The sequence below is a fragment of the Microbacterium sp. NPDC028030 genome (assembly GCF_040637855.1).
Classification (GTDB): Bacteria; Actinomycetota; Actinomycetes; order Actinomycetales; family Microbacteriaceae; genus Microbacterium.
In genome coordinates, this window is the sequence record NZ_JBEZXF010000001.1 from 822,290 (window position 1) to 835,935 (window position 13,646).

Here is a 13,646-nt window from a genome sequence, read left to right on the forward strand (position 1 = left end):
CGACCGGTCAGTCGACCGGGGGTTCGCTCGGCGAGCCGACCCTGATGGACGCCGAGCCGTCGGGAAGGATCACGATGCTGCCGTTGAGCTGGAACGGGACGTCCTCCGACAGCGGTGAGACGGATCCGTCGAACAGCGACTTGATCTCCACGTCGACATGCGCCACGGCATCCGTCGTCGGGATCTGCCACTGACCGCCGTCGGGGACGACCGTGACCTGCGGTTGGCTCGCGATGGACCACTTGGGCGGTGCCGTGATGCGGTTCGTCACCCGCAGTCCGAACGGACATGCGGTCGGCTGGAGCACCTCCTGCGTGGTGCATTTCGTGAGGAACTCCTCGACCCGTTGCTGCACGACCTCGATGAACTCCTCCGTCGGCGTGGTCTGCACGTCGAGCGGAGTGACGGCGAGGGGCGTGTCGGCGAGCACGCCGTGGCCGGAGGCCGTCGCGATGGGCGTGTCCACCGTCACCGAGTACAGCCCGGGGGTGAAGACGAGCAGGGGCAGCGGCTCGAGGGCTTCGGCCTCGGCTCCGGCGACCGAGACCTGACGGCGATCGACCTCGAACCCGTTGACGGCGAACTGATCCGCACCGCGCACCGTGAGCTCCACGACGGCGAGCGGACTGGTCGTGAAGCGCCAGTTCGGTGTGACCCCCGCCCACCCGTCCTGCTCGATCAGGAAGGTGCTGGTCCCGGCATGGCCGCTGGCCTCGTAGCTGACGGTCACGGCGATGCCACCCTCGGCAGGCTTCTCGGATTCGACCTTCACGTGGGTGAGCGGCGCGAGCGCGGAACGGCGCAGCAGCGCTTCGGAGGCCGAAGGGGCGATGCCGGCCTTCTCGAGCGTCTCGCGATCGATCGCGACGCCGGGCACACGCAGCGCGTCGGCGGCCATCCCCGAGGAGAGCAGGTCGAGGTATCGGACCACGAACGCGGACGGGCCGTAGAACTGCTGGTACAGCGTCGCGCCACCCGCGCCCATCGCGGCGACGAGCATCAGGCCGACGACGACGAGCAACGCCAGATCGACCCCCAGGCGTGCACGCCGAGGCGTACGCGGGGGCGCGCTCGTCCTGGCCCGCTCCATGGCGTCAGTCTAGAAGGCGGGTCCTGAGGGGACGCCGAGCGTCGGCGGTCCGCACCAGGGCCCTGGACGTAGCATGGAGGCGCCCCGTATCCGTCCGCTGCCCCTGTGAGTACCGTGTCCCTTCCCGCCCTGTCCGAGGAGCAGCAAGAACTGTTCCGGCTCATCGAGGACACCGGCGAGCACGTCTTCATCACCGGGCGTGCCGGCACGGGCAAGTCGACGCTGCTGCAGTACTTCGCGTGGAACACGAAGAAGCAGATCGCGATCTGCGCGCCGACCGGTGTCGCCGCCCTGAACGTCGAAGGTCAGACGATCCACTCGCTGTTCCGCCTGCCGATCGGTTTGATCGGAGACGCCGACATCGACCAGAACGATGCGACCCGTCGGATCCTGAACGCCATCGAGACGCTCGTGATCGACGAGATCTCGATGGTCAACGCCGATCTGATGGACGCGATCGACCGCTCGCTGCGACAGGCCAGGGGGCGCCGCGGCGAGCCGTTCGGCGGCGTGCAGGTCGTCATGTTCGGCGACCCCTACCAGCTCGCACCGGTGCCGCCGCGGGGCGACGAGGCGCGGTACGTGCAGGACCACTACCGGTCGTTCTGGTTCTTCGACGCGAAGGTGTGGGCCGGCGGCTCCGGGCTCTCCGACCAGGAGGGCCTGTTCCAGGTCGACACCCGCGCAGAGCTGCACGTCAGGGAGCTGGTGCAGATCCACCGCCAGTCCGACGACGGCTTCAAGTCGATGCTCAATGCCGTGCGCTACGGGCGGGTGACCGCCGAGATCGCCGGTGTCCTGAACACGCAGGGTGCGCGCACGCCGCCGGAGCCGGAGCCGGGCGAGGTGCCGATGATCACCCTCGCCACGCGCAACGACATCGTGAACAGCATCAACAGCCGGCACCTCGCGGCTCTCCCCGGCAAGGAGCAGACAGCGCGGGCAGAGGTCAGCGGAGACTTCGGGCGCGGGGAGGCCGCGCTGCCCGCGGAGTCGGAGCTCAAGCTCAAGGTCGGCGCGCAGGTGATGTTCCTCCGCAACGACACGGCCATGTCCGGCGAGCCGCCTCGCTGGGTGAACGGCACCATCGGCACTGTGACGCGCATCCTCGGCGGAGCGGTGCGCGTCGACATCGACGGCGAGGAGGTCGACGTCGAGCCGGCCGTCTGGGAACGGTTCCGGTACGCCTACGACCAGAACACCAAGAAGCTCACCCGCGACGTCGTCGCCGAGTTCACCCAGTTCCCGCTGCGACTCGCGTGGGCGGTCACGATCCACAAGTCCCAGGGCAAGACGTACGAGCGCGCGATCATCGACCTCGGCTCCGGCGCGTTCGCACCGGGGCAGACGTATGTGGCCCTGAGCAGGCTGACCTCGCTGGAAGGGCTCTATCTTTCACGGGCGCTGCGGCCCCGCGACATCCGCGTGGATGAAGACGTGCGCCGGTTCATGCGCGATGCCTGGCTGGCGGCGTCGACCCCGGAACTTCCCAGGGCCTGAGCCCGCTCAGGCGGCGACGCGTGCGCGGTCGAGGTCTTCGAACAGCTCGGTGTTGAAGCGGTAGGCGAGGAGCACCTCGTCGATCACCCGCTCGCGTTCGGCATCGTCCCACGGTGCGGCGTCGAGCTGCTCGCGGTAGACGTCCTTGAAGGCGGCGGGGTCGGCGATGTCGTCGAACAGGTAGAACCCGATGCCGTTGGTCTCGAAGCCGAAGCGGCGGGCCATGACCCGGCCGATGAAGATGCCTCCGGAGAGGTCGCCGAGGTAGCGGGTGTAGTGGTGGGCGACGAAGCCGCCGGCCCACGCGGCACCGACCTGGTTGATGCGCTCGACATAGCGCCGAGTGGTCGGCAGCGGCACGATCTGCGCGCGCCAGTCGGCTCCGAGGAGGAACTCCAGGTCGGCTTCGAGCGCGGGCAGGCGGGTGAGCTTGTCGCTGATGAACACCGCGGCGACCGGGTCGTGGCGCATGCGGTCGCCGGCGCTCTCGAGTGCTTCGTAGATGAAGTAGTGCTGGGCGACGAGCGAGATGTAGTCCTCGCGTGAACCCTCGCCCTTCAGGAGGTCGGACATGAAGCCGGCGGTCTCGCTGCGGGAGTGCGATCCGGACGAGCGCTCGCGCAGGGCGGCGGAGAAGGAGAGGATCTCGGACATGCACTCAGTGTAAGGCTTGCCTTACCTCAGGTGGAAGTCCGGATGTCGTCAGGCGTGCGGCCGCGGTTCCACTCCGAGGCGCGCACAGGCCTCGTCGTAGAGCGCGACGACCTCGCGGCGGACCGCGGGGCGGTCGGCGATCGGGCCGCCGGGCCACGGGACGCGCAGCTCGGAGACCGCGCCGTCGGCGGTGATCTCCCACACCCCGCCCTCGCCGTCGAAGCCGGTCATGGTGGAATCCGTGATCTCGGCGGCAGAAGGGCCGAACGCCCGTGCGATGAGGAGATTGTCGTCGGTGTGATCGCCGTTCATGTGGCGGAGGACAGCGGTGATCACGTCGGCATCGAAGAGGTGGGGCACGTCTCACACCCTACGCGGACGGGGGAGGCGTCCGACACGATGCCGTCTTTCAGGATCGGCGTTCTAGACTCGGGAGACACATCCTCGGGGGTTCCTTCATGCAGCTTCTCTCGTCGCGCCGTCGGCGCGCCGTAGCGGCCAGTGCGGCCGGTGCGGCGCTGTTCGCTCTCATCCTGACCGGATGCACCCCCGACGACTCCTTCAGCTACACACCACCCGCGCAGGTCGACGGTGCACTGCCCGACGACACGGTCGCCGCGATGCAGGGGGCCGTCGACAATGCGCTCGTCGCGTCCGGGGCCTCCGGCGCGATCGTCGGCGTCTGGGTGCCGTGGAGCGGCAGCTGGGTCACGGCCTTCGGCACGCAGGGCCGCGACGGCGGCGAGGTGACCACCGACATGTCGTTCCGGATCGCGGATGTGACCCGTCTGATGACGTGCGACGTCCTCTACGCCCTCGCGGACGAGGGGACCGTTGAACTCGACGCGAACGTCGCTGACTACGTCTCGGGCGTCGGCGGTATGCGAGAAGAAGGCATCACCCTCCTCGACCTGTGCAACGGGACCAGTGGCGCCGGCTCCTCCGAGTCGAGCGTGCGTCCCGCGTGGCTCAACACCCCTGAGCGGGTGTGGGCGCCGCTGGAACTGGCGGGCTTCGGCCTCGCCCGCGATCGCGTTGCTCCGCACACCACCTTCCGCGACTCGGATTCCGGGTACCTCCTGCTCGGTCTCGCTCTCGAGCGCGCATCGGGCCTGAGCGCATCGGAGCTCATCGCGGAGTACGTCACGGACCCCCTCGAGCTCACCGGCACCTCGCTGCCCGGCCCGACCGCGGCCCCGCCGGGCGACGACCCGATGAACGGGTACTACATGCCGGGCGTCGAGGGCGGGTACTCCTGCGCCGCGCCGACCGACATCACCACGCTGTCGTCCAGCACGGGCTTCACGGATTCCGGTGTCGTCTCGACCATCGCCGACCTTGGCCGCTATGCCCAGGCGGAGGCGAAGCAGGCGCTGCGCACCGAGGACGAGCCGGACCGCTTCGGTGCGCCCCTCCCGGTCGCCGAAGGAGCGCCGTCCTGGTATCAGGCCACCGGAGGTGCCTACCTCGTGGGGTCGATGATCGGCCAGCACGGGTGGGTGCCCGGATACGCGACTGCGGCGTACTCCGACCCCGCGACCGGCTTCACGGTGGCCGTGGTGTTGAACGACTCGACGCTGGGCGCGCAGTTCGCGCAGCAGCTCTCCTGGGAGCTCGCGGCGATCGCCTCCAAGGCTCCGGCCGCCTCCGGGCAGACGGTGCCCGAGTTCGGGCTGCCGTTCACGGCCGAGCAGTACCACAAGGCCATCACCGATGCCGCGGTGGTCTGCGTCGAGCCGGCCGCGGGATGAGGACGCCCTGATCGGCGGGAAGCCGCTGCTTCCTGGCAGGGGAGCGTCTTGCCCGCGCGGGCGCACAGCCGCGACGATGAGCGTATGACCTCATCGACCGACACCGCTCTGCTCGTGATCGACGCACAGGAGTCCTTCCGCCGGCGAGCCGACGACTGGGCGGCGACGGCGAACCCCGAGGTGCTGGACAACATCGCCCTGCTCGTCGCGCACGCCCGCGAGGTCGGTGACCCCGTCGTGTGGATCACGCACTCCGAGCCGGGCAGCGGTGGAGTCTTCGACCCCGCGCAGGGGTTCGTGCGGGTGATCTCCGAGCTAGGTCCGCGTGAGTCCGAGGCAGCGGTCACCAAGACCACGATCAACGCCTTCGCCTCGACCGATCTGCACGAGCGGCTTCAGGGCGCGGGTGTCCGCCGCGTCGTGATCTGCGGCATCCGCACCGAGCAGTGCTGCGAGACGACCGCGCGCGTCGCGGCCGATCTCGGCTACGAGGTGGAGTTCGTCACGGATGCCACCACCACATCGGCCATCCCGGCGGACGGCACCCTGGAGGCCGTCTCGGGCGACGACATCATGCGGCGCACCGAGAGCATCCTCTCGGCCCGCGGCTTCGCCACGATCGTGCGGACGCGCGCACGGGTCGGCACCGCAGCGGTGTGAGAACTGCGGCGCGACGGGAGGGCGCTCAGTCCTCGGAGTCGGCGTCCTCAGGGTCGGCCTCGGGCATTCCAGGGCCTGGGCCCGGACGCACCGCCGCCTCAGGGGCGATGTCGATGCGCGTGTTGCCGTCGTGCTCGCTGACCTCGATGCGGGGGGCCGCGTCGGCCTCGGTGGCGTCCGGAGCCGTGGTCAGCTGGTCGTGGCGGTTCTCCGCGCTCGTGACCTCGTCGTCCTGGGAGTGTGCAGGCGTGTGGTTCATGAGGTTCCCTCCTGGTTGTCGACGGCGACGCCGTCGGGTCGGCTGTTCCGCTTCTCGGCATGCTTCCGGCCCCAGCGGGCGACGACGTAGAGCACGCCGCCCACGGCGAGCAGGATCGCGCCGAAGAGCCAGACGATCGGACGCTGCTGCGTGAGCAGCAGGATGCAGGACGCGACGCCGAGCACGGGGACGAAGGTCCACACCCGGAAGTGATCCTGTTCGACGTGATCGCGCCGCAGCACCAGCACCGACACGTTCACGCTGAGGAAGACGATCAGGAGCAGCAGCACCACCGTCTCGGCGAGTGTCGCGAGGTCGCCGACGAGGGTGAGTCCCATCGCGACGAGGGTGGTGGTGAGGATCGCCACCCACGGCGTCTTCCGCTTCGGCAGCACGCGCCCGAGAGTGGACGGCAGCAGGCCCTGCTCGGCCATGCCGTAGGTGAGCCTGCTGACCATGATCATCGTGAGCAGGGCGCCGTTCGCGACGGCGATGAGGGCGATCAGGCTGAAGAGCCAGGATGGGATGCTGACACCCGTGGCCTCGACGACGGCGAGCAGCGGCCCGCTCGACTCCTGCAGCTCGGACGAGGGCAGGGTGATCGAACTCGCCAGGCCGACCAGCACGTAGACGGCACCCGCCGTGAAGAGGGCTCCGAAGAGGGCGCGGGGATAGGTGCGCCGAGGGTCCTTGACCTCTTCGATCATGTTCGCCGACGTCTCGAAGCCGACGAAGGAGTAGTACGCGATGACCGCACCCGAGAGCACTGCGACGGCGACGCTCGTCCCCTCAGGCGCCTGCGTCACCCGCGACACGTCGCCACCGCCACCGCCGACGAAGATCGCGACCACGACGACGACGATCACGAGCCCGCTGAGCTCGATCGCCGTCATCACGAGGTTCGCGCCCATCGACTCGCGGATGCCGCGGACGTTCAGCAGTGCGACGACCGCGAGGAACACGATCGCGACCGGGATGGTCGGAAGGTCGACGAAGGTGCTCAGGTAGTCGCCCGAGAACGCGATCGCGAGACCCGCGGCGCTCGTGACGCCGGCGGCGAGCATGCTGAATCCCACCAGGAACGACACGAGGGGGCTGCGGAAGGCCCGCTCCGCGAAGACGGCGGCGCCCCCGGCGCGCGGGTACTTCGTCACGAGTTCGGCGTAGGAGCCCGCAGTGAGCAGTGCGAGCAGCAGCGCCAGCAGCAGAGGGGCCCACAGCATCCCGCCCACCTTGGCCGACAGCACGCCCATGAGCGCGTAGATCCCGGCGCCGAGCACATCGCCGAGGATGAAGGCGAAGAGGAGGGGGCCGGTGATGGCCCTGCGCAGCCGGGTCGGTGTCTCGGCGCGGGGCGCGGTCTCGGTCGTCATCGTTGCAGGCTACGAGTGCGCCCGAGGCCCTGCCACGGGGTTGACATCGACCGGTGCGGCCCTGCTCCGGCCGGCGATCGCACGGGTTCAGCGGATTCACAGACTTTCCGCGCGGCGTCCGGCGGCGTCGGAGGCGCGGCGATATCCTCGGTGCCGCAACGGGGGTGCGTCGACCGGGGTTCGCGGGGCGAACGGGTGACCTCCTCACCACGGAATCCCAGAGAAAAGGGCTCTCATGACTGGTACGGCACGCAAGGCGCTCGCAGAGGCGATCGCCACCTTCCTCTTCGTCCTCGCCATCATCGCGGCGGTGAACAGCGACAGCCCGCTGACGCCGCTCGCGATCGGCTTCACCCTGATGGTGCTCGTGTTCTCCACGGGGCACATCTCGGGTGCTCACCTCAACCCGGCCGTCTCGGTCGGTGTGTTCCTGCGCGGCGGTCTCAGCGTCGCCGACTTCATCGCGTACCTCATCGCGCAGTTCGTCGGTGGAGCGGTGGCTGCGCTCGTGAGCATGACGGTCTGGCCGGTCGGCGCCGAGGCCATGGTCATCGAGGTCGGTCCGGCCTTCCTCGTCGAGGCGCTGTTCACGCTGATCCTCGTGTGGGTCGTGCTCAACACCGCGACGTCGAAGGACACCGCGGGCAACTCGTTCTACGGCCTCGCGATCGGTGCGACCGTGTTCGTCGGCGCGGCGACGGTCGGCTCGATCTCGGGCGGCGGCTTCAACCCGGCCGTGGCGCTGGGCCTCTCGGTCAGCGGTCACTTCGCCTGGAGCTCGCTGTGGCTCTACATCGTCGCTCCCGTCGTGGGTGCGGTGATCGCCGCGATCCTGTTCCGCGTGCTGAACACCGACGACGCCAAGAAGATCGCCGCGGCGGAGTAACCGCGCGGATCGCTCGAAGCGCCGCATCCTCCTCGGAGGGTGCGGCGCTTCTGTGCGCCAGGCCGCGCGTGCTGCTGCTCGTGTGCGAGATTGGGACGGATGAACGCCTCCTCCGCCCCCGTGCCGCCCCGCACGCTCCTCGTCGGCTCCGGCAAGCTCGCCGCTCGTCTCGCCCCGCGCCTGATCGACGACGGCGGCGAGGTGTTCGCGCTGCGTCGGAGCGATGGGCCGCTGCCCGACGGCGTCTCCGGCATCAGGGCGGATCTCTCGCTCCCGCAGGTCCCGCCCCTGCCGATGGTGGATGCGATGGTGATCACCCTGCCGCCGAGCGGAGAGGTCGCCGGGTACCGCACCGCTCTGACGCATCTCGCCGCAGCCCTGCCGAGGGTCCCTGCACGCACGGTGTTCGTGTCGTCGACCGGTGTCTTCGATGGTGCGGGGTCTGCGCGGCCGCTGACCGAGCGTGACGACCCTGCGCCTTCGACCGATCGCTCCCGAGGCCTCCGCGACGGCGAGCGGGCGGCGATCGAGCTGTTCGACGCGGTCGTGGTGCGACCGGCGGGCATCTACGGTCCCGGCCGCGAGTTCCTGCTCCGGCGGGTGCGCGAGGGCGCGGCCGTGGATCATGCGCGACGTACGAACCGGATCCACGAGACGGACCTGGTGCGCACGCTCGACGTGCTGCTGCGGATGGAGACCCCGCCTCGCCTGGTGCACGCGGTCGACGAGGGTCCTGCGCCGCTGGGTGAAGTGGTGCGGTTCATCGCCGCGCGGACGGGGGTGGACGTGCCGCCCGACCTCGACTCCGACGGTCCGACCGGGCACGTGTACGACGGGTCGCTGCTGCGGTCGGTGCTGGGCGGCCTCGAGTATCCGACCTATGAGGCGGGATACGCGGAGATGATCGATGGTGCGGCCACGCCCTGACGGCCACGGGTAGCCTGGCGTCATGCCGACCACGAACGCACGCACGGCCGTCGAGGTCGTCGACTGGCGCCGCCGCGTCTTCGCCCTGTACGACGCGGTGCGTCTGGCGGAGTCCCCGGAGGAGGCGCACGAGCTGTGGCGGATCGAGCGCGACGACTTGATGCTGCGGCATCCGGCGACGCCGCTCCTGCCGGCGGATCGGGCGCTGTTCGAGGGGCTGCCGATCGCGTCGTACGACCCGGCGTGGCGGTTCGAGCTGCCGATCCTTACGGCCGAACCCGGTGGTTTCGAGTTCGCGACAGGCACCGACGGCGTCGTGCCGTTCGAACGGGTCGGCCGCGTCGAGGTCCCGGATGCCGGGCCGCTCGACGTGTGGCGCCTGATGTCGTACGGCGGCGGGCTGTTCATCCCGGTGCGCGACGGGCTGGCGGGGCACCCTGGCGGCACCTACGGCGGCGGCCGCTATCTGGTCGACACGATCAAGGGCGCCGACCTGGGCTCTGATGCGGTGCGGGGCACGATCGTGCTCGACTTCAACTTCGCCTACAACCCGTCGTGCGCCTACGATCCCGCGTGGGCCTGCCCGCTCGCTCAGCCCGGCAACGTGCTGGACGTGCCGGTCCCGGTGGGCGAGCTGTACGCGGGTGGGACGAACGGCTGACGCCCGAAGAGGGGGGTTGCGCCGTCGGGATGACGAAGTGGAGGGGCTGACGGGAATCGAACCCGCGCTGTCTGCTTGGGAAGCAGAAGTTCTACCATTGAACTACAGCCCCGAACCCGCCCGAGAGCAGGTGAAGGCAAGCCTACCTGCCGCACGGGCGTGAGCCAAAGCGCGATCGACGTCGCGCGTCGATCAGTGCGTGTACGGGCGGTGCTTCTCGATCTCGTCGGAGAGCTCGACGCCGAAGCCCGGCGTCTCCGGGACGGTGAGGCGTCCGTTCACGGGCACCGGCTCGCCGACGAGCATCGGCGAGAACATCGGCACGACTTCTTCCGCGGTGGGGTGCATCATCAGGAACTCCGCGAACGGGCTGTTGGTCCGCGTCACCACGAAGTGATACGAGTACACCGACGAGCCGTGCGGGACGACCATGGTGCCGTGTGCATCGGCCAGGGCCGAGATCTTGATCAGCTCGGTGATGCCGCCGCACCAGCCCACATCGGGCTGGATCAGGTCGACTCCGGTCTCGAGCAGCTGGCGGAAGCCCCACCGCGTCGCCTCGTGCTCTCCCGTCGTGATGAGCATCGACGAGGGGGCACGCTTGCGCAGTTCGGCGTATCCCCAGTAGTCGTCGGGGATGAGCGCCTCTTCGAGCCACTTGAGCCCGTAGTCGGCGGCGGCGTGCGCGAGCCTCGTGGCGTAGTCGACGTCGAGCGACATCCAGCAGTCGTACATGAGCCAGAAGTCGTCGCCGACCTTCTCACGCATGTCGGCGAGCAGCTCGATGTTCTTGCGGAGGCCCTCCTCGCCTTCGGCCGGTCCGTGGTGCAGGGGCATCTTGCCGCCGATGAACCCCAGCTCCTTCGCACGGTCGGGGCGCGCACCGGTCGCGTAGAACTGCAGCTCGTCGCGGACGGGGCCGCCCAGCAGCTCGAACACCGGAACCTGACGGATGCGACCGAGGAGGTCGTACAGCGCGAGGTCGACACCGCTGATGGCGTTGAGCACCACGCCGCGCCGACCGTAGTAGAGGGTCGACTTGTACATCTGATCCCAGATGCGCTCGATGTCTGTGACGGCGCGACCCTCGAGGAATCGGGCGAGGTGCTTCTCGACGATGAATGCGCCGATCTCGCCGGCGGTCGTGACCGAGAAGCCGACCGTGCCGTCGCTGGCCTCGATCTCGACCACGAGGGTGCCGAGCACGTTGATGCCGAAGCTCTGCCGGGACTGCCGGTACTCGGGGTAGACGCTCATCGGCGTCGCGATGTGGTCGTCGATCCAGTGCTCCGCGCCCTGGTCGTGGTAGTCGGCGCCGCCGCCGCGCACGGTGTAGGCGCGGACTTCGCGGATGGTCGGGGTGCCGGTCATCGGGTCTGTTCCTCTCGGTCGAACCGGACAAGGACCTTGCCCGGTGTGCCGTCGCCCGCCGCGAGGGCGGAGAAGGCGGAGTCTGCATCGATCACGTCGATCTCGCGGCTGATGAGTGCGCGATAGACGTCGGGTTCGGCGCCGATGATCTCGGTGGCGTCGGCGAAGTCCTCGGAACCGTACGTGAAGCTGCCGATGAGCGAGCGCTCCTCCGTGCTCACCAGGAACGCGTCCAGCGCCACCTGCGGCGCCCCCATGCCGACCAGGCAGATCGGTGCGCCGAGCACGGTGCTCGTGAGGGCGTCGCGGAGCGTCGGGGTGATCCCGACCGCGTCGAGCGCCGCGTCGGCGAGGCCTCCGCGTTCGCGGAGCTGCTCGGCCACGGGACCTGCCGCCGGGTCGATGGTCTCGGCGCCGAGGCGCTGCACGAGCTCGCGGCGCGCGGCATCCATCTCGCTGACGATCACGGTTCCGGCCCCCGCGTCACGGAGAGCGATCACGATCGACTGGCCGATGGGTCCGCCGCCGATCACCAGCACGCGGCCCAGGCTCTCCTGCGGCAGTCGCCGCACGGCGTGCACGGCCACGGCGAGCGGCTCGATCAGGGCGCCGAGCTCGATCGGCAACCCGTCGGGGAGCGGCACGACGTTGCGCGCCGGCACCACGACGTAGTCGGCGAACGCGGCGGGGATGTCGGCCGCCACCCCGATCACGTGCTTGCCGGGGTGGTGCTGTTCGCGCCCCGCATAGGCTGCGGCGTCCTCCGCCGGCACGACGACCGGGTTGAACGTCACGGGGGTCCCGACCGCGAGCCCGCCCACACCCGAGCCGACGGCGGCGATCGTGCCGCTCGACTCGTGCCCCATCACCTGGCCGGGGAAACGTCGACCGTTCTCGCCCGTGTAGCCGTGCACGTCGGATCCGCAGATCCCGGTGGCGGCCACCCGGATGAGCACCTCGTCGGGCCCGGGGGACGGTGTCGGTGCGTCGCGGACGTCGAGGCGTCCGATCTCGGTGAGGACGAGCTCGCGCATGGGCGGTCTCCTTGGTTCTGCTGACCGGGTCAGCGCTGGCGGGCGGGGATGGTCGTGTCGAGTCCGACGCCGTCGGTCTCGCGGACCGCGGGGCTGACGACCCGGCTGAGGGCGATGAGCACGGCGCCGAGCAGGGCGATCGCGGCGAGGACGACGAGTCCTGCGCTGTCGCCGAACGTGGCGTCGGCCCAGTTCTTCAGGATCGGAGCGAGGAACCCACCCAGGCTGCCGAGCGAGTTGATGAGGGCGATGCCGCTCGCTGCCGCCGCTCCGAGCAGGAACGAGGTCGGCAGGGTCCAGAACACGGGCTGCACGGAGATGAAGCCGGCGGCGCCGATGCTGAGGGCGGCGAGCGCGATGATCGGATCCTGGATGACGGCCGACAGGACGATGCCGACGCCGGCCGCCGCGAGGGCGCAGGTGGCGATCAGGCGCCGCTGACCGGTGCTGTCGGCGAGGCGGGAGAGCACGAATGTGACGATGAGGGCGAACGTCCACGGCACGGCGGTGAGCAGACCCACCTCGAGCCCGACGGGCTTGCCGACGATCGTGGCGATCTGGGTGGGCAGATAGAAGGTGACGCCGTAGACGCTCATCTGGATCGTGAGGTAGATCGCGGCGAAGTAGAGCACGATCGGGTTGCCGAGCGCGCGCAGGGCTCCGCGGGGCGAGTGGTTCTCCTTGGCCGTGTCCTCGGCCTCCAGCGCGCCGAGCAGGGTCGAGCGCTCGCCGTCGCTCAGCCACTTCGCATCCTTCGGCCCGTTGTCGAGGTAGAAGAACGCGACGATGCCGATGAGGACCGTGAGGATGCCGGTCACGAGGAACATGAGCTGCCAGCCGTGGATGCCGACCTTGCCGTCGAGGTCGAGCAGCATGCCGGAGAGCGGGCCGCCGAAGATGAAGGCGAGCGGGGCGCCGAAGTAGAAGAGGCCGTTGACGCGGGCGCGGAACTTCAGGGGGATCCAGTAGGTGAGGAACAGGATGACGCCGGGGAAGAATCCGGCCTCGGTGATGCCCAGCAGCACGCGCAGGACATAGAAGATCCATTCGTTGGTCGCGAAGACCATGAGCGCGGAGACGATGCCCCACGAGACCATGATGCGGGCGAGCCAGATCTTCGCGCCGACCTTGCGCATGATGAGGTTCGACGGCACCTCGAAGAGTGCGTAGCCGAGGAAGAAGATCCCGGCTCCGAGGGCGTAGGCGGCATCCGAGATGCCGGTGTCGGCCTGCCAGGCGACCTTCGCGAAGCCGAGGTTGGCGCGGTCCAGGAACGCGAGGATGTACATGAGGAGCAGGATCGGGATCAGCCGGAGCGTGACCTTGCGGACGATCGCGGCGAGTTCGGGCCGCGTGGAGGACTGAGTGGACATCGGGGCATCTCCATTGACGAGGGGTATCCAATGCGTTCACGTATGTGAATCGACTGTCTCAGACCTGAACGCGCGATAGTGTGACACAGGATCGCGTCCGGCACAAT

14 protein-coding genes and 1 tRNA gene are annotated in these 13,646 nt (G+C 69.4%); 6 read left to right on the forward strand and 9 right to left on the reverse strand.

Annotated elements, in window-relative coordinates:
• Window positions 1-7: 7 nt before the first annotated feature.
• On the reverse strand, window positions 8-1,090 hold the full coding sequence (locus AB0E56_RS04085; RefSeq protein WP_359796854.1) for a hypothetical protein: 1,083 nt from the start codon (window positions 1,088-1,090) through the stop codon (window positions 8-10).
• A 114-nt stretch (window positions 1,091-1,204) separates the two neighbouring features.
• Here AB0E56_RS04085 and AB0E56_RS04090 point away from each other — a divergent pair, with 114 nt between their 5' ends.
• Entirely contained in the window at window positions 1,205-2,590 is a 1,386-nt protein-coding gene (locus tag AB0E56_RS04090) for an AAA family ATPase (RefSeq protein ID WP_359798258.1), read from the forward strand.
• Between the two features lie 6 nt (window positions 2,591-2,596).
• Here AB0E56_RS04090 and AB0E56_RS04095 read toward each other — a convergent pair whose 3' ends face one another.
• On the reverse strand, window positions 2,597-3,244 hold the full coding sequence (locus tag AB0E56_RS04095; RefSeq protein ID WP_359796856.1) for a biliverdin-producing heme oxygenase: 648 nt from the start codon (window positions 3,242-3,244) through the stop codon (window positions 2,597-2,599).
• A 48-nt stretch (window positions 3,245-3,292) separates the two neighbouring features.
• Complete coding sequence (locus AB0E56_RS04100) at window positions 3,293-3,604, reverse strand: DUF2470 domain-containing protein (protein ID WP_183151262.1); 312 nt, start codon at window positions 3,602-3,604, stop codon at window positions 3,293-3,295.
• Window positions 3,605-3,702: 98 nt separating this feature from the next.
• Here AB0E56_RS04100 and AB0E56_RS04105 point away from each other — a divergent pair, with 98 nt between their 5' ends.
• Both AB0E56_RS04105 and AB0E56_RS04110 read left to right on the forward strand, forming a co-directional pair.
• On the forward strand, window positions 3,703-4,995 hold the full coding sequence (locus AB0E56_RS04105; RefSeq protein ID WP_359796858.1) for a serine hydrolase domain-containing protein: 1,293 nt from the start codon (window positions 3,703-3,705) through the stop codon (window positions 4,993-4,995).
• Window positions 4,996-5,079: 84 nt separating this feature from the next.
• Complete coding sequence (locus AB0E56_RS04110) at window positions 5,080-5,655, forward strand: cysteine hydrolase family protein (protein WP_359796860.1); 576 nt, start codon at window positions 5,080-5,082, stop codon at window positions 5,653-5,655.
• Window positions 5,656-5,680: 25 nt separating this feature from the next.
• Here AB0E56_RS04110 and AB0E56_RS04115 read toward each other — a convergent pair whose 3' ends face one another.
• Both AB0E56_RS04115 and AB0E56_RS04120 read right to left on the reverse strand, forming a co-directional pair.
• Window positions 5,681-5,914 (reverse strand): multidrug transporter, encoded by a 234-nt coding sequence (locus AB0E56_RS04115; protein WP_359796862.1) that lies wholly within the window; start codon window positions 5,912-5,914, stop codon window positions 5,681-5,683.
• Window positions 5,911-7,287: an APC family permease gene (locus tag AB0E56_RS04120; RefSeq protein WP_359796863.1), complete on the reverse strand. Its 1,377-nt coding sequence runs from the start codon at window positions 7,285-7,287 to the stop codon at window positions 5,911-5,913. The genes AB0E56_RS04115 and AB0E56_RS04120 overlap by 4 nt, the downstream gene beginning before the upstream one ends.
• Window positions 7,288-7,522: 235 nt before the next feature.
• Between AB0E56_RS04120 and AB0E56_RS04125 the strand changes: the two genes are divergently transcribed.
• The 3 genes from AB0E56_RS04125 to AB0E56_RS04135 all read left to right on the forward strand — a co-directional run bounded on the left by AB0E56_RS04125 (window position 7,523) and on the right by AB0E56_RS04135 (window position 9,761).
• Window positions 7,523-8,173 carry an aquaporin gene (locus AB0E56_RS04125; RefSeq protein WP_359796864.1) on the forward strand — a complete coding sequence of 217 codons (651 nt, stop codon included), beginning with the start codon at window positions 7,523-7,525 and terminating at the stop codon, window positions 8,171-8,173.
• 99 nt (window positions 8,174-8,272) lie between these two features.
• Window positions 8,273-9,100 (forward strand): sugar nucleotide-binding protein, encoded by an 828-nt coding sequence (locus AB0E56_RS04130; protein WP_359796866.1) that lies wholly within the window; start codon window positions 8,273-8,275, stop codon window positions 9,098-9,100.
• A gap of 22 nt (window positions 9,101-9,122) precedes the next feature.
• Complete coding sequence (locus AB0E56_RS04135; RefSeq protein ID WP_359796867.1) at window positions 9,123-9,761, forward strand: DUF1684 domain-containing protein; 639 nt, start codon at window positions 9,123-9,125, stop codon at window positions 9,759-9,761.
• 38 nt (window positions 9,762-9,799) lie between these two features.
• On the opposite strand, the gene AB0E56_RS04140 is transcribed toward AB0E56_RS04135, so the two are convergent.
• From AB0E56_RS04140 to AB0E56_RS04155, 4 genes are all read right to left on the reverse strand, one after another.
• A tRNA-Gly gene (locus AB0E56_RS04140) sits at window positions 9,800-9,873 on the reverse strand.
• Window positions 9,874-9,953: 80 nt separating this feature from the next.
• Window positions 9,954-11,132, reverse strand: coding sequence for an L-rhamnonate dehydratase (gene rhmD, locus AB0E56_RS04145; RefSeq protein WP_359796869.1), 1,179 nt, complete (start codon window positions 11,130-11,132; stop codon window positions 9,954-9,956).
• Window positions 11,129-12,166, reverse strand: coding sequence for an alcohol dehydrogenase catalytic domain-containing protein (locus AB0E56_RS04150; protein ID WP_359796871.1), 1,038 nt, complete (start codon window positions 12,164-12,166; stop codon window positions 11,129-11,131). The genes rhmD and AB0E56_RS04150 overlap by 4 nt, the downstream gene beginning before the upstream one ends.
• Window positions 12,167-12,195: 29 nt before the next feature.
• Window positions 12,196-13,539: an MFS transporter gene (locus tag AB0E56_RS04155; protein WP_359796872.1), complete on the reverse strand. Its 1,344-nt coding sequence runs from the start codon at window positions 13,537-13,539 to the stop codon at window positions 12,196-12,198.
• Between the last annotated feature and the right edge of the window lie 107 nt (window positions 13,540-13,646).